Below are 14773 nucleotides of genomic sequence, written 5' to 3'. Positions count from 1 at the left end.
AAAACATCGGCTGCCTAGATTCCTGCCTACCGAATGGCGATACCGCTACCTCGGTTGTCGAAACGCAGGACGAGAGCAGAGGGGCGCACAGCATGGCGACGTCGCAACTGGAACCATTGGTCGACGAGCGGGCCACCGCGTCCGCCGTCGGGACCGCGAAGGCGAAGAGCGAGACGCTGGAGGACTACACGCTGCGGTTCGCGCCGCGCAGTTATCGGCGCTGGGCCCCAGGCATCGTCGCGACGTCGGCGCTCGGTGGGATCGCCTACCTCGCCGACTTCTCGATCGGCGCCAACATCGGCATCCAGCACGGCACGACGAACGCGATTCTCGGCATTCTCGTCGCGGCCGCCATCATCTTCGTGACAGGTGTGCCCCTCGCCTACTACGCGGCGCGCTACAACCTCGATCTCGACCTCATCACGCGCGGCAAGGGCTTCGGCTACTACGGCTCGGTGCTGACGAACGTCATCTTCGCGAGCTTCACCTTCATCTTCTTCGCGCTCGAGGGCTCGATCATGGCGCAGGGGCTCAAGCTGGGGCTCGGGGTGCCGCTGTGGGCGGGTTACCTCGTCAGCAGTCTCATGGTCATACCGCTCGTCGTGTATGGAATGAAGGCGCTGAGCAAGTTGCAGGTGTGGACGACGCCGCTGTGGTTGCTGCTCATGGGTGTTCCGCTCGTCTATCTCGTTCAGGCGCACCCCGGCTCGGTCGACACCTTCCTCGACTACAAGGGCGCCCATGGTGGTGGCGTCAGCTTCAGCGCCGTCATGCTCGCCGCAGGTGTCTGCCTCTCGCTCATCGCGCAGATAGCCGAGCAGATCGACTACCTGCGCTTCATGCCCGCGAAGACCCCGGAGAACTCGCGACGCTGGTGGACGGCCGTCATCGTCGCCGGCCCCGGCTGGGTCTTCTTCGGTGCACTCAAGCAGATGATCGGGCTGTTCCTCGCCGTCTACCTCATCGCCAACGTCGCGGGCGGTGCGTCGATCGCCAACGAGCCCGTGCACCAGTTCCTGTCGGCGTACGAGCAGATGATGCCCCACTGGCTCGCGATGACGCTCGCCGTCGTGCTCGTCGTCATCAGCCAGATCAAGATCAACGTGACGAACGCGTACTCCGGCTCGCTCGCGTGGACGAACTCGTTCACCCGTGTGACGAAGCACTACCCCGGCCGCATGGTGTTCGTGCTGTTCAACGTGACGATTGCCCTCGTCATGATGGAGGCGAACATGTTCGACTTCCTCAACGACATCCTGGGCTTCTACGCAAACCTTGCCATCGCGTGGATCGTGACCGTCGCGAGCGACATCATCGTCAACACCTATCTGTTGAAGCTCTCGCCGAAGACTCCCGAATTTCGCCGGGGCATGCTGTACGCGATCAACCCGGTCGGGTTCGTCTCCGTCATCGTCGCGGGGGGTCTGTCGATCGTGGCCTTCTTCGGCGGCCTCGGCAGTGGGTTGCAGCCGTACTCGCCGATCATCGCCGTCGTGCTCTCCGTCGTTCTGCCGCCCGTCATCGCCGTCGCGACGAAAGGTCGCTACTACCTGCGCCGCGACACCGACGGGCTGGCGCACGAGATGTTCGACGAGCACGGCAACCCGTCGGCGGCCGAGATCGACTGCGAGGCCTGCGGCGACGTGTTCGAACGCCCCGACATGCTGGCCTCCGCGACGGCTGACGGTGCTGTCTGCTCGCTGTGCGTCGCCACCGACCGCGACGGTAAGCACGTACTGCCGGCACGGTGACGTGTGACTTCCGTCGGATGGCTGACGTGAAGCTCCCTGCGTGAGTCAGCGTCGACGTGAGGAGCTGCGAAGGCTGTCGCGCACCCGCTGACGTTGCACGAGGAATGTGCATCTGCCCGAGAAATACGCAGCATGTTCCTCGGGCAGATGCGCATTTCTCATGGAGCTGACGCGGCAGCCGATGGTGCAGGCCTTGACGACGCGGTGGCCGTGCGGAGCGTCAGCTCGAGCAGCTGCTGCCGCCACCGCAACTCGAACCGCACGACGAGCCGCCGCAGGACGAGCCGCCGCCGCACGAACCCGAATTGCACGATCCTGCACTGCCGCAGCAGTTTCCGCCGCTGCACCAGGCGTCACCGGAACCGCCGGAATGGGTGTCGCACGACCAGTCGGAGCTCGACGTACCCGACGAGCACGTGTACCCGTTCGTACTCGACGGCTCTGCGCCCGAACTCGCCCTCGCGTGACGCTGCATCTCCTCGTCGACGACGTGGTCGCTCAGCCCCCATCCCAGGGCCGCGGTGGCCGGGAACGCGATGAGCAGCGGCCGCGTCCCGTACAGGCCGACGGAGTAGCCGAGCCCGCCGCGCATCGGTGGCTGCGTGAGCCCCGCCGCAGGGCTCGGCACGCGCAACCGCATCTGCTCCAGGGCCGCAGCCCCGGCCTGCGTGCGGCGCCCCTGCCGTGTGGTGCGGACAGCACGCACGAGGTTGTACGCCCCGAAACACGTGAAGCCCAAGCCGACCAGCACGCCACCCATAGACTTTCCGGTGGCGGCGATGATCGCCATGGCGACCCCGAACAGGGTCATGAACGTCGTCTTCAGGGTCTCGCCCCTACCGCCTCTGCGCGGCGGATTGAGCAGGCCACGGCGCACGGCGTCACGCTGCAGTTCGTCGAGCGCCGCACGCACGGCGGGGACCTTCTCGAGACGTGGCGCGCGGCAACGGACGGCGTCGACGACCGCGCGCTGCAGGGGCGTGACGTCGGCGGGTGGGATCGTCCACGCCTCGAGGCGCCCGTACGCCGTCTGACGCAGATATCCCCGTTCGAGCAGATCCGCCGTCGCCGCCTGCAGTGCGGCTGCGCGGCCGTTGAGCATGCCGACCTGCTCGGGTGTCATGTCGCGTGCGCCGACGTGGTGCGCCTGGGTCGTCATGGTGTGCTCCTCCCCTTGAAACACATCATGCCCGCCGAACGCCTGACAGGAGTGAAACGTCCCTAACGCTGGGGCGAGTGCCCCCGCCTGCAGCCGGGCGGTGCGCGACGGGCGAGGCCCCTGGCGTCGTGCGGTGTGCGAAGCGGCGCCGGCGTCGGTGAGAATGGCCGTATGACAACAGGGTTCGGCTGGCACGTCGTCGTCGCCATTGCATGTCTGCTGGTCATGATCCAGGTCGGCTACCGGGCTTCGGGCGTCAAGCTGACGCGGACGTCGCTCGTCGCCGTCGCCCGTGCCTGTGTGCAGCTGACGCTCGCCGCCCTGCTCATCACGAGCGTCGTGCGCTACCTGTGGGCGTCGGTGCTCGCGGTTGCCGTCATGTTCATCGTGGCTGTGCTGACGACGACGAAGCGGTCGGGCGCGACGGACGTGCGGGCTCGGCTCGCTGCGGCGCTCGCGATGGCGGCAGGGCTCGTGCCTGTCCTCGTCATCCTCACCGTCAGCGGTGTCGTGCCGATGAAGGGTGTGTCGATCATCCCGACGGCGGGCATCGTCATCGGCAACGTCATGAGCGTGCACACCCTCGTCTCGCGGCGCGCGTTCGACGGGCTGCGCGAGGAGAAGAACATGTATGAAGCGGGGCTGTCGATCGGCATGCTGCCCCGCGACGCGATCAGCGAAGTCATTGCGCGACGCCTCCCCGAGTCGCTCATCCCCGTGCTCGACCAGACACGCACAGCCGGCATGGTGACGCTGCCCGGCGCGTTCATCGGCGTCATGCTCGGCGGCGGATCGGCCGTGCAGGCGGCTACGGCGCAGGTCGTCGTCTCGACGTCGATCCTGGCTGCGCAGGCCGTCACGTCGGCCGTCGAACAGCGCATGATCTGCGCACGGCGGTTGCTGACGCCCCAGCTGCGCGAGACGCTCATCGACTGACGGGATGCCCCATCGTCCGGCTGGCGGCTTCCGTCTGGACGGCTGGTAGGTGACGCCTGACGTCTGACGCGATCGACGTTCGTCGGCCTCGCACCTGCCGCCGGTGCCGCCCCGGACGTGACGAAGCCCGCGTCACCTGTGGTGAGGTGATGCGGGCTTCGTCGTCGACCACTGCGAGCAGTGGCGCTCGAAGGCTTGTGGCCTTCGAAGCTGGCGGCCAGGTAGGCCAAGATCTTTTATAGCAAGTCGATCGACGCCGTCCTGAGTCGGGGTAAGTCGACTCCCTCGTCTGACTGAGGCTGCGCGGGTGGCCGGTGCATCCGTGGCGGCTGCGTCCCTGCGGCACGACGAGCCGTGGTGCGACGGGCTGGCGACGAGAGGCGCGGAGCGACGTACCTGGCGACGAGCGGTCTGCGTCAGTGCGCGGCGACCATGCGGCCGTAGTAGCTGGGAATGCTCTCGTGGCGTTCGAGGCGCACGGGACGGTTGGCCTTGACGATCTGGGCGCCCCACGTGGCGAGGAAGCCGAAGAAGGCGACGACGCCGACGGCGCTGATCGTCATGAGGATCCAGAAGACGGTGTTGAGGTTGTCCATGGGAAACGCTCCTTCTACATCTGTAGTGCTGGTGTCTGATGTGAACACTACGCCTGTAGTAAGAGTGTGGCAAGCGGGGGGTGGTGTCACCTCCGACACATCGGGTGGCCGCGCCCGCGCCCGCCGTCCCCTTCTGCGATTCCCGTCCACATCGGCGACCTACGTCCCCTTCCGCGATTTTCGGTCACCTGTGCACGCCGTTCGCAGAGGTGGACAGGAAGCGCAGATGAGGACGGGGGGCATCAGAGCTCGGCGAGCAGCTCGGTGACGACGGTGGTGTCGTGGAAGTCGACGTCGCCTCCGGGCAGGTGCTGCACGCGCTCGTGGCCCTTGCCCGCGACGACGACGATGTCGCCCGGGCGCGCCTGTGTCAGCGCCTGACGGATGGCGTCGCGGCGGTCGAGGACGATCGTCGTGTTCGACGGATCGGCGCCCGCCATCACCTCGTCGGCGATGGCCTGCGGGTCCTCGTCATACGTGTCGTCGTTCGTGATGATGTTGACGTCCGCGAGGCGACTCGCCACCTCGCCCATCTTCGGGCGCTTCGCCGGGTCGCGCCGCCCCGCTGCGCCGTAGACGCAGATGACGCGCCCGCCTTCGCTGCGGACGCCGCCGTCGGCGTGGTCGCGGCCCACGACGGCGCGCGCGACGTCGAGGACGAGTTCGAGGCCGACCTCGGTGTGGGCGTAGTCGACGACGACCTCGAAGCCCTTCGCGGTGGCCGCTGGCACGCGCTCGAAGCGGCCCGGCACCTGTGCCATGTGGGCGACGGCGCCGACGAGGGTGTCGAGCGGCATGCCCATCTCGAGCGCGATCGCGGACGCGCCCGCGACGTTGTGCACGTTGTAGTCGCCGAGCAGCGGCATCTGCAGCTCGATGACGCCGGGGGCGTCGCGTCCGTCGAGGAAGCGCTCGGGCGTCGTCAGCGTGAACGCCGTGCCGCCATCGCTGGGGTGAACCTTCGTGATGCGGTAGTCGGCGTTCTCGCTCACGCCGAACCCGAGCGTGCCGGGCACCTCGGCGACGATGCGCGCTCCGTAGGCGTCATCGACGTTCGTCAGCTTCGGCCCGTCGGTCCACTCGAAGAGGCGCCGCTTCGTCAGGAAGTAGTCCTCCATCGTGCCGTGCAGGTCGAGGTGGTCGCGGGTGAGGTTCGTGAACAACGCTGCGGCGTAACGGGTTCCGGCGACGCGATGGAGATGGATGCCGTGCGAGCTCGTCTCGAGCACGACGTGCTCGACGCCCGCGTCACGCATCCGCGCGAGGTTGCCCTGCACCTGCGGAGCCTCACCGGTCGTACGGACGGCCGGCTCACGCTCGCGGCCGACGACGATCTCGGCGGTCGTCAGCAGGCCCGTCTTCTCCTCGCCGTACGCGGCGCTGAGGATGCCGTGCAGGACGTAGCTACTCGTCGTCTTGCCGTTCGTGCCGGTGATGCCGTAGACGGTGACGTCGTGGCTCGGATGCCCGGCCGTCGCGGTGGCGAGGGCGGCGAGCGCGACACGCGCGTCTGGCACGACGACGGTCGGAGCACCCTCGACGTCACGCTCGGCGACGACAAGGCTCGCCCCGTTCGCGAGAGCCTGCGGCACGAACGTCACACCGTCGACGGTGAATCCGGGGATCGCGACGAACGCGCCACCCGGCTTCGCGGCCCGAGAATCATGGGTGACGGCGTCGATGCCGTCGACGCTCTCGGGCACGCTCGCGCCCAGGATCTTCTCGAGTTCTGCGCGGCTCACATACACCCTGCGAGCCTAACAACGCGTGGCCGAACGCCCGTCGCGCCGCGCGGGGAACGGTGATGTCGTCTGGTGCGTCGCAGTGTGGACATGCTCGAGCGGCGACGTGAGGAGAGGCAGAGTGCAATGGGCGAGATGACTGGCACAAGGCCTCAGGAGGGCGCGGCAACCCACGGCCGAGAAGCGCGCTTCGGGCCGGAATCGGCGTCGTCAGCGTCGTCGCGGCGATCGTCGGCCACTTCTTGATGCTCGCCGCCCGGTCATGACGATGAGTGCCGTGCTGACCTGCGCCGAACCCGACGGTGCGTGCGTTCGACGCCCGGACCCCTTTGTGTGCAAATGCACCCGGATGCATTGGCACACAAAGGGGATGAGGACGCACCGTTCGCCCCACAGCCACGCCACAGGCGCGCACGAGGTGTCGCCTGGGTGTGACGCGCATCGTCGAGGCATGAACCTCGCCCCGCGCTCACGCTTCACCGACCTCGCCGTCGCCTGGGTCGCCGCCGTCGCCGCGATGCTGGCGCTGGGCACCGTCGTCGGGCAGCTGATCGGCGACGTATGGCCCGCGTCGGCCTGGGGGTCGCTCGCCTCGTCGACGCTGCTCCTCGCGCCCGTCGCACTCGCCATCGGTCTCGCCGGATGCTGGTGGCTGACGCGCCGTCGCGCCGCCGTCGAACCGCTCGAGGTGCTCGGCATCGGGCTTGTCGCGCTGCCCCTCATGCTCGCCGGGTGCTGCATCGTCACGTCCTGACGCATCGCGTCGGCTCACCGGTGTCGTGTAGACCTGGGGCATGACGATCGACGCGCGCGAGGAGGCGGCATGAGGGTTCTGCTCGTCGAGGACGAGAAGCACCTCGCCGACGCTGTCGCGAGCGGTCTGGGGCGTGAGGGATTCGTGGTCGACGTCGCCGGTGACGGCATCACCGGCCAGTGGCTCGGCGCGCAGAACCCGTACGACGTCATCGTCCTCGACATCATGCTGCCCGGCCGCAACGGTTACGACGTGCTAGCCGGGCTGCGCCGCGACGGGGTGTGGGCGCCCGTGCTCATGCTGACGGCGAAGGACGGCGACCTCGATCAGGTCGACGCGTTCGACCTCGGCGCCGACGATTACCTGACGAAGCCATTCAGCTTTCCCGTGCTCGTGGCGCGGCTTCGGGCGCTCGCGCGACGCGGGGCGCCGGAGCGGCCGACGGTGCTCGACGTCGGCGGGCTGACGATCGACCCGGCGCGCCATGTCGTCATGCGTGGTGATGTCGAGATCTCTTTGACGGCAAAGGAGTTCGCGCTGCTGCTCTACCTCGCGCGACGTGGCGGAGAGCCCGCGTCGAAACCTGAGGTCCTCGACAACGTGTGGGGCGCCGACTTTGAGGGCAACGACAACGTCGTCGAGGTGTACGTCGGGTATCTGCGTCGCAAGATCGACGCGCCGTTCGGCACCGCCAGCCTCGAGACGGTGCGGGGTCACGGCTACAGGTTGGTTGAGGCGGCGGAGTGACGCTCGCCGAGCGGTGGGCGCCGCAGGGGTGACGCTGGGCGAGGGGAGGACGCGGCGGGCCGCGTCAGGTCGGGGGGCGTATGAGGCTCAGCCCAGCGGCAACCGGAGTGTGAAGCGGCACCATCCGTCGGGTGATTCTTCGGCGACGAGTGTCCCGCCGTGGGCCTGAGCGATGGCCCGCGCGATGGCGAGCCCGAGGCCGCTGCCGCCGGCGTCGCGGCTGCGGGCGTCATCGAGGCGGACGAAGCGGCCGAAGATCGCCTCACGATCATCGGCATCGAGAACGCTTCCGTCATTGTCGACGGTGAGAACGGCCGTTCCGCGTGCGTCGTCAGGGCGCTCGTTCACTCGGCCCGCCGCGTCCCTGTCCGTGGCCGGCTCGCGGCTTCCCGCATCCTCCACCCGCGTCGTGACGCGCACGGCACCCGTCGCGTGACGCAGTGCGTTGTCGACGAGGTTGCGCACGACCTGCGCGAGGCGCTCGCCGTCAGCGACGGCGCGCACGGGCGCGAGGTCGGCGCTTACTACGACCGGCTCGCCGTCACGGGTCGGGGAAGCGCTGCGGGCGCGCAGCACCTCGGTGTGGGCGACGTCGTCGAGATCGACGTCTCGAAGGGTGAGCGCGAGGGCGTCATCGTCGGCGCGCGCGAGGGCGAGCAGCGACTCGACGATGCCTTGCAGCCGCAGCGTCTCGGAGTGGATGACGCGCGTCGATTCGGACGGTTCGGGGTCGGTCTCGGTGAGCGTGCGGATCGTCGCGAGGGGGCTGCGCAGTTCGTGAGAGGCGTCGGAGATGAACGCGCGCTGGCTCGCGTCGGCGGCGTCAAGACGGTCGAGCATCGCGTTCATCGTGATGGCGAGCCGCTCGATCTCGTCGCCCGTCGCGGGCACCGTCACGCGTTCGGGACGGTGGGAGGAGCGGATGCGTTCGACGTCGAGACGGATACGTTCGACTGGGGCGAGCGCGCGCCCGACGACACGGTGGATGCCCCAGCCGGTGATGACGAGCAGGCATCCCGCCGTCAGGGCGAGCAGGACGATCGTCGTGTCGACGATCGTGTCCTCGTGGTCGATCGGCGCGGCCGCCACGACCCAGCGCTCGGCGCCGGATCGCGTGTGCGCGGCGAGCGTCACGACGACGTAGTGGTCGCGGTCGCCATCGAGGGTGATCTCCGTGCGACGCGTGCTCTCGGCGGGGCGGGCGAGGGGCGTCGAGGCGTGGGAATCATTGGTCGCGAGCAGCGCGCCCGAGGCGTCGAGCACCTGCACGACCTGGGTGTGGACGCCCGGGGCACGCAACGCTGCGGAGGCGTCATCCGTCGTGCTGAGTTCTCTCGCGACCTGCTGCGCCTCCGTTGTCGCGCTGTCGCCTGCGCTCGAGGTGAGGATCTGCCTCAGCCCGAACGTGAACGCCGCGAGCGCGATGGCGAGTGCGACGAGCGCCGCGACGACGAACGTCGCGACGACCCGCACGCGCAAGCCCCGTACGCGGCGAGGGAGGTGATAATGCACCCCCTCACCGTATGCGGGGCCTGTGAGTGGGGTGGTCATCGATTCGTCCTCGACGTGCGGCAGTGGTGTCGGCCGGTCGACGGCCGGGGCGTCGGTGGGGTCGTTGCTCGTATGTCGCTGCCTGGGCCGGGGGTCGTCCAGTGTGGCCCCGGTCGTGGGTGGGATGCTCGCTGGCATGCCGATACCCGCACCCCCCATTGTCCGGGTCCCGCCGGGTGTCGGCGCAGTCGTCAGTGGTCCAACCGGCGTGCGACGAGCGGCGCGAGTGCTGCGCCGACGAGCGCGAATCCGGTGACGAAGACGAGGGAGGCGGTGACGTCGCCGAGGAAGTGAGCGCCGAGGTAGAGGCGCGACGCCGCGACGATGAGCGCGAACGGGATGCCGATAGCGAGGACGAGGCGCGTGGATCGACCGAGCGAGCGAGCCGCGAAGAACGCCCCCGCGACGATGGCCGCCGCGAGCGCGGTGTGGCCGGACGGGAAGCTGTCGCGCGCCGTCTCGTGCACGAGGGCGTGCACTTGATCGGCCGGCGGGCGCGCGCGGGTGAAGACGAGCTTGAGCGACGACGTCGCGAGCCACAGGCCGGCCGTGCTCAGCGCGAAGATGACGGCTGCTCGACGGTGGCGCACGAAGAGCAGCGCCGCGACGACGGCGACGAGCAGCGGGCCGACGATGGGGCCGATGACGACGTCGATGCCGTGCGCGAGGCTCACGAGCGGGCTGAGGCGGTCGTGCGAGAGAGCCGTGTCGAGGCCGAGCTCGCCCGTCGCCGCAGCACCTTCGTGGGTGACGACGGCGCCGAGGCCGAGCCCGCCGGCGACGAGCGTTGCGCCGGCTGCGCCGGCCTTGGCGGTGAGGTGGTGTGCAGCGGGCTCGGCTGCCGGGGCGCAGCGGGCGTCGGCGGTCGGCGAGCGACGGGGGCGGGTGGCGACGACGGACGACATGAATGGCCTCTCTCGGCGAGCGAGCATCCACCGGGTGCTCGCCTGGGTGGTGAATGGTGAGACCTCATCACCGGGTGGCTGAGAAAGAGCTAAGAGAGTGGGTTAGGGCGGGCCTCGGCCATGTGCAGGACCGGGTCTGCCGTTCGAGGAGCGGGGGCGCGCATCAGCCGAGGAGCGAGGTTTCGCTCCTCGGCTGTCTGACGCGTGCTCCTGCGAGGTCAGCGGGCTTCGGCGAACTCGACGATGCGGCGCGCGATCGGGTCGTACTTGCGCAGCACGAGACGGTCGGACGTCGTGCGGCGGTTCTTGCGCGTCGTGTAGCTGTAGCCCGTGCCCGCGGTGGAGCGCAGGGTGATCTTCGGGCGGTTCGTCGTGCGGGTCATGATCTTCTCCTTCGTTCGACGGTGGGTTCAACATCCCTTTAGTGAGAATCATTCCCATATAGGCGGGCGTGGCGTTGGGGTACGTGGCAATCGCACGAGATGGCGGGTAACTCACGAGTAGGCGGACAACTACGTGCCTACGTGTGAGTTACCCGCCATCCTGTGGAAGTTGGCTGCGGGTTGCCGGCACACCCCTGGGCAGAGCGAAGCGAGGGAGCGCCGTTCGTGTGACAAGCTTGCAGAGCCCGTCGATGCGGGCCCGGACGAGGGAGCCGTACCCGGCAGCGCGACAAGACGGCCATCAGGAGTGATCAATGATGGCGTGGTTCGTGCTCGTGGTGTCCGGTGCGATGGAGGCCGTCTGGGCGACGGCGCTCGACAAGTCGGACGGGTTGAGTCGCCTCGGCCCGAGTGTCGTCTTCGCCCTCGGGTGCGCCTTGAGCATGGGTGGTCTGGCCTACGCGATGAAGACCCTCCCTGTCGGAACCGCCTACGCCGTATGGGTCGGCATCGGAGCCGTGCTCACCATCGCCTACGCGATGATGACGGGCGCCGAGTCCGTCTCGATCGTCAAGATCTGCCTCCTGCTCGGCATCATCGGGTGCGTGATCGGACTCAAGCTCGTCCACTGACACGGGCGTGCATCTGAGCGCTGGCGGGCGTCGTCAAGATGGCGAGTAACTCACGAGTGGGCGGGAAGTTGCGCGCCAACGTGTGAGTTGCCCGCCATCCTGCGCGAGCACCGGGGATGCGACGCGCTCGTGACCATCACGACTGTCTCCATCGGGGGCGTCGTCGCAATGGCCGTTGAGTGGACAAGAATCGCAGATGGGTGCACGCCAGTTCGAAGTCGAGGCCCCGGCGACGCGATGAGTGCCCCACGGGCGTCCCGCCAGGGGCTCAGCCCTCGAACAAGCGCGCGACGTCGGCGTCGCTGACCTCGGCGAACGAGGCCTGTGACCACATCGGCTGGCGATCCTTGTCGACGAGTTGCGCGCGCACACCTTCGACGAAGTCGCCGTGTTCGATGAGGCCGCGCGCGAGCACCATGTCCTGGGCGAGCACCTCGTGCACCGAGTCCATGCCCGCCGCGCGCCGCATCGCCTCGACCGTCGCGGCGACAGACAACGGTGAACGCTGCGTCAGCAGGTCGGCCGCCTCGCGCGCGGCCTCGACGTCGGACGCGCGCAGCGTCTCGAGCACCTCGGACGGCGCGCGCAGGTGCTCGCCGGAGCCGAAGGCCTCGTCGATCCAAGCCCGCTGCGCACCGAGAGGTGCATTGCCAGCGGCATCGAACGACGCGAGCCGGGCGACGGCTGCGTCAGCGTCAGCACCCTCGGCGAGACGCTCGAGAACCGTTGCCCACGAGTCGGATTCGATGACGACGTCACTCAGCCCGACGTAGCAGGCGTCGGCGCCACCAACCGTCGTGCCTGTCAGTGCGAGGTAGGCGCCCGTGCCGCCCGGCGCGCGTGAGAGAAGGTAGAGCGCGCCCACGTCGGGGAAGAATCCGATGATCGTCTCGGGCATCGCGACCTTCGTGCGCTCCGTCGCGACGCGCAGCCCGGCGAACGCCGAGATGCCGACGCCGCCACCCATGACGATGCCGTCCTGATGGCTGACGATGAGCTTCGGGTAGTCGGCGATGAGCGCGTTCATGCGGTACTCGTCGCGGAAGAACTCGAACGCGCGCTCGCCGTCGCCGTCGGCGAACGCTTCACGGACGCTGCGCACGTCACCGCCCGCGCACAGGCCGCGCTCGCCGGCGCCCTCGATCGTGATGGCGGTGACGGAGTCGTCGTCGCGCCACTGCTCCAGCGCGGCGCTCACGGCGTTCACCATGTCGGTCGTGAGCGCGTTGATGGCCTTGGGCCGGTTCAGCAGGATGCGCGCGAGTGAACCGCGACGGGCGACGCGGACGTCCGGCGTCGCGGTCTCGGTGAAATCGTCGGTCGTCGTGTTGGGCATGCGCGCCTCCTCGGGCGGGTGCGGCCAGTGCGGCTGGTGATCCCGGTCACCATAACCTCCACGCCCGACAACCCCGCCATTCCGCGGAAAGGGAGGGAGCGCCGAGCGTGTTGGCACGTACGAGACGCGCCCCCACCCGTCGGAATCGCCAGCTCGCCGACCGTTGCCGGCCGACGCGAGAGGCGCGCGCCGCGGACTGCGCGCCTGCGACGAACCGCGAGGAGCGGTGGCCCGCCCGCGAGGTGCGTTCACGAATGAGAGCCACGCGCCGAGACCGTAGCGTCTGTGGTGCGGACGAGTGGCGCCTCATTAACCCGCTATTCATGCGCGGGGGGTAGAGATGTAGTGGTGAGTTCGTCGAAGTCTCGTCTTGCCGTTCCGCGCCCGACCAAGGCGCTCGCTGCCGGTTATCGCGCGGCTCGCCCAGCCGTCGCGCCGCTCGATCTGCCGACGCTGTCCGGTGAGCGCCCGCAGGTGGTGGCGCATCGCGGGGCGTCGCACCACGAACCGGAGCACACGCTCGAGGCGTACGAACGCGCCATCCGCGTCGGTGCCGACGCGCTCGAGTGTGACGTCCGGCTGACCGCTGACGGCCATCTCGTCTGCGTGCACGATCGCACGGCGAAGCGGACGTCGAACGGGCGTGGCGCGATCTCGAACCTGGAGCTTGCAAAGCTCGAGGGCCTCGACTGGGGGTCGTGGAAGGCGCGTCTCGAATCTGACGATACCGACGACGACTGGGAGATCGCCGACCGCAGCGGCTCACATCTGCTCACGTTCAAGGAGTTGCTGCGCACGACGCTCGACGCCGGGCGCCGCGTCGACCTCGCCGTCGAGACGAAGCATCCGTCGAAGCACACCGGACGCGTCGAGAAAGAACTGGCGCGCGCGCTCGCCGAATTCGGCCTCGACACGCCGGACCCGTCGCGTTGCAACGTCCGCGTCATGTCGTTCTCGCTGCCCGCCGTCTCCCGCATGACGACGCTGGCGCCGCAGGTGCCGCTCGCGTGGCTCATGGAGGGTGTCGTGCCGCAGCGCATCCGCGGCGGCCAACTGCCGCCCGGCATCTCGATCGCGGCGATGAGCGTCGGCATGCTGCGCCGCAACCCGGGCCTCGTCGCCGAACAGCACGCACGCGGACACGAGGTGCACGTGTGGACGGTCGACGACCCCGACGACATCCAACGCTGCCTGCGCAACGGTGTCGACGCCATCATCACCAACAAGCCCAAGAAGGCGCTCAAAGCTCGAGAGGCGTTCTGGGGCTGACGCTGTCGGCGCCGATCACTTCTGCTGTGGCCGTCTGGCGGGCGTCGCCAACGTGGATCCGAGCGAAATGCGCGGAAACGAGCGGCAGAGCGCTCGAAGTCACCCATTTCGCTCGGATTCGTAGCGGCGCCCGGGGCTCTCCTTGCGCCGACGGCAGATTCGGCGCAGATACGGAGTCTGGGGCGTCGGGGGAGTCAATCGCGCAGGGTCATGTACGCGTCCGTGATGAGCCGAACCTCTTCGACGCTGAACGGGACGCTGACGTACCCGTCGTCGATGGTCACACCCATGTCACGCTGTGCCGCTCTGATGAAGAAACGTATGGCGGAGTCGCCTTCGACTTTTGCCCACCCGGCAACGAGCGGGCTGGCGGACAGTGCGGCATGGCTCGTGAAGAGCGGGATGACGGTTTGGTCGTTGACCTTCGCGGTCAGCAAGTCGTAGTCATCGCGGGCTGCGGTGACGAGGAGAGTGGCGAGGGTGGCGGGCTGGTTGAAGGGTGCACCGTTCACGGAACTGTTCCTTGTCTCGAGGAGTGGAGTGCCAGGTGTGAGTAAGTCTGTCTGCCGGCACCGACAACGTGGGCAGCAGGAAGAGGCAAGCGTCTGTGTGTGTGCCGGAATCGGTGGTTCGAATGGGCTGCCAGGGGCGCGGCGACAATCGTGATGCACGGATGGCGCGCGCACCGTCAGGCAGCGGCGAGTTCGCGCATCGACGTCAGGTGGAACCCCTGGCACATCGCGCAGCCGTAGATGCGGCTCTCGCGACGACGGGTGTCGTGGCCAGCCAGTTCGGCGAAGTGGCGGGCTGTCGCGGCGCTGTGTAGGGCGCTCACGGCGGCGGCGTGATCGCGATAGCGGATCTTGCCGCTGTCGCAGCTGCGGTCGGGATGCTTCTTCGCGAAGTGCCGCAGGGCACGGCGGGTGGTGCGGATGTGGGACGGGGTGCGGCGGCTCATCGTCAGCTCTCCTTCGTTCGGTGCGGGTGGTGCGTCGTGTCTCCACCATCAGTC

15 protein-coding genes and 1 riboswitch are annotated in these 14773 nt (G+C 68.6%); of the genes, 6 read left to right on the top strand and 9 right to left on the bottom strand.

What is annotated here, in order from left to right; genetic code table 11:
* The first annotated feature begins 92 nt into the window (after positions 1–92).
* Positions 93–1751 carry a hypothetical protein gene (locus J4Z35_RS05080; RefSeq protein ID WP_074040954.1) on the top strand — a complete coding sequence of 553 codons (1659 nt, stop codon included), beginning with the start codon at positions 93–95 and terminating at the stop codon, positions 1749–1751.
* 220 nt (positions 1752–1971) lie between these two features.
* On the opposite strand, the gene J4Z35_RS05075 is transcribed toward J4Z35_RS05080, so the two are convergent.
* Positions 1972–2910, bottom strand: a complete 939-nt coding sequence (locus tag J4Z35_RS05075; protein ID WP_074040955.1) for a TIGR04222 domain-containing membrane protein — start codon at positions 2908–2910, stop codon at positions 1972–1974.
* A 171-nt stretch (positions 2911–3081) separates the two neighbouring features.
* Between J4Z35_RS05075 and J4Z35_RS05070 the strand changes: the two genes are divergently transcribed.
* Entirely contained in the window at positions 3082–3846 is a 765-nt protein-coding gene (locus J4Z35_RS05070; RefSeq protein WP_062257244.1) for an ABC transporter permease, read from the top strand.
* Positions 3847–4262: 416 nt separating this feature from the next.
* On the opposite strand, the gene J4Z35_RS05065 is transcribed toward J4Z35_RS05070, so the two are convergent.
* On the bottom strand, positions 4263–4442 hold the full coding sequence (locus J4Z35_RS05065) for a hypothetical protein (RefSeq protein ID WP_006947113.1): 180 nt from the start codon (positions 4440–4442) through the stop codon (positions 4263–4265).
* A 242-nt stretch (positions 4443–4684) separates the two neighbouring features.
* Entirely contained in the window at positions 4685–6184 is a 1500-nt protein-coding gene (locus tag J4Z35_RS05060) for a UDP-N-acetylmuramoyl-L-alanyl-D-glutamate--2,6-diaminopimelate ligase (RefSeq protein WP_347813534.1), read from the bottom strand.
* Positions 6185–6635: 451 nt separating this feature from the next.
* Between J4Z35_RS05060 and J4Z35_RS05055 the strand changes: the two genes are divergently transcribed.
* Both J4Z35_RS05055 and J4Z35_RS05050 read left to right on the top strand, forming a co-directional pair.
* Positions 6636–6938, top strand: a complete 303-nt coding sequence (locus tag J4Z35_RS05055) for a hypothetical protein (RefSeq protein ID WP_006947131.1) — start codon at positions 6636–6638, stop codon at positions 6936–6938.
* A 69-nt stretch (positions 6939–7007) separates the two neighbouring features.
* Positions 7008–7685 carry a response regulator transcription factor gene (locus J4Z35_RS05050; RefSeq protein ID WP_208065411.1) on the top strand — a complete coding sequence of 226 codons (678 nt, stop codon included), beginning with the start codon at positions 7008–7010 and terminating at the stop codon, positions 7683–7685.
* Between the two features lie 87 nt (positions 7686–7772).
* On the opposite strand, the gene J4Z35_RS05045 is transcribed toward J4Z35_RS05050, so the two are convergent.
* The 3 genes from J4Z35_RS05045 to rpmG all read right to left on the bottom strand — a co-directional run bounded on the left by J4Z35_RS05045 (position 7773) and on the right by rpmG (position 10524).
* Complete coding sequence (locus J4Z35_RS05045; RefSeq protein WP_208065410.1) at positions 7773–9236, bottom strand: HAMP domain-containing sensor histidine kinase; 1464 nt, start codon at positions 9234–9236, stop codon at positions 7773–7775.
* Between the two features lie 191 nt (positions 9237–9427).
* The gene (locus J4Z35_RS05040) at positions 9428–10141 is read right to left on the bottom strand and encodes a phosphatase PAP2 family protein (RefSeq protein ID WP_208065409.1); all 714 of its coding nucleotides are present in this window, start codon (positions 10139–10141) and stop codon (positions 9428–9430) included.
* Positions 10142–10359: 218 nt separating this feature from the next.
* A complete protein-coding gene (gene rpmG / locus J4Z35_RS05035; protein WP_038566531.1) occupies positions 10360–10524 on the bottom strand; it encodes a 50S ribosomal protein L33 in 165 nt (54 codons plus the stop codon).
* A gap of 238 nt (positions 10525–10762) precedes the next feature.
* Positions 10763–10827: riboswitch (guanidine-III (ykkC-III) riboswitch) on the top strand.
* Between the two features lie 14 nt (positions 10828–10841).
* Between rpmG and J4Z35_RS05030 the strand changes: the two genes are divergently transcribed.
* Complete coding sequence (locus tag J4Z35_RS05030) at positions 10842–11156, top strand: multidrug efflux SMR transporter (RefSeq protein WP_131941975.1); 315 nt, start codon at positions 10842–10844, stop codon at positions 11154–11156.
* A 268-nt stretch (positions 11157–11424) separates the two neighbouring features.
* Here the strand turns inward: J4Z35_RS05030 and J4Z35_RS05025 are convergent, their stop codons facing one another.
* Positions 11425–12492, bottom strand: coding sequence for a 3-hydroxyisobutyryl-CoA hydrolase (locus tag J4Z35_RS05025; protein ID WP_208065408.1), 1068 nt, complete (start codon positions 12490–12492; stop codon positions 11425–11427).
* 348 nt (positions 12493–12840) lie between these two features.
* Here J4Z35_RS05025 and J4Z35_RS05020 point away from each other — a divergent pair, with 348 nt between their 5' ends.
* A complete protein-coding gene (locus J4Z35_RS05020) occupies positions 12841–13761 on the top strand; it encodes a glycerophosphodiester phosphodiesterase family protein (RefSeq protein WP_338812059.1) in 921 nt (306 codons plus the stop codon).
* Between the two features lie 194 nt (positions 13762–13955).
* On the opposite strand, the gene J4Z35_RS05015 is transcribed toward J4Z35_RS05020, so the two are convergent.
* Complete coding sequence (locus tag J4Z35_RS05015; RefSeq protein ID WP_208065406.1) at positions 13956–14273, bottom strand: hypothetical protein; 318 nt, start codon at positions 14271–14273, stop codon at positions 13956–13958.
* 176 nt (positions 14274–14449) lie between these two features.
* Positions 14450–14719, bottom strand: coding sequence for a hypothetical protein (locus J4Z35_RS05010; RefSeq protein WP_074045895.1), 270 nt, complete (start codon positions 14717–14719; stop codon positions 14450–14452).
* Positions 14720–14773 lie beyond the last annotated feature (54 nt).

Origin of the sequence: Dermacoccus sp. NHGro5 (assembly GCF_017565385.1) — a bacterium.
GTDB classification, from domain to species: domain Bacteria; phylum Actinomycetota; class Actinomycetes; order Actinomycetales; family Dermatophilaceae; genus Dermacoccus; species Dermacoccus nishinomiyaensis.
This window is presented reverse-complemented; position numbering and strand designations above follow the sequence as displayed.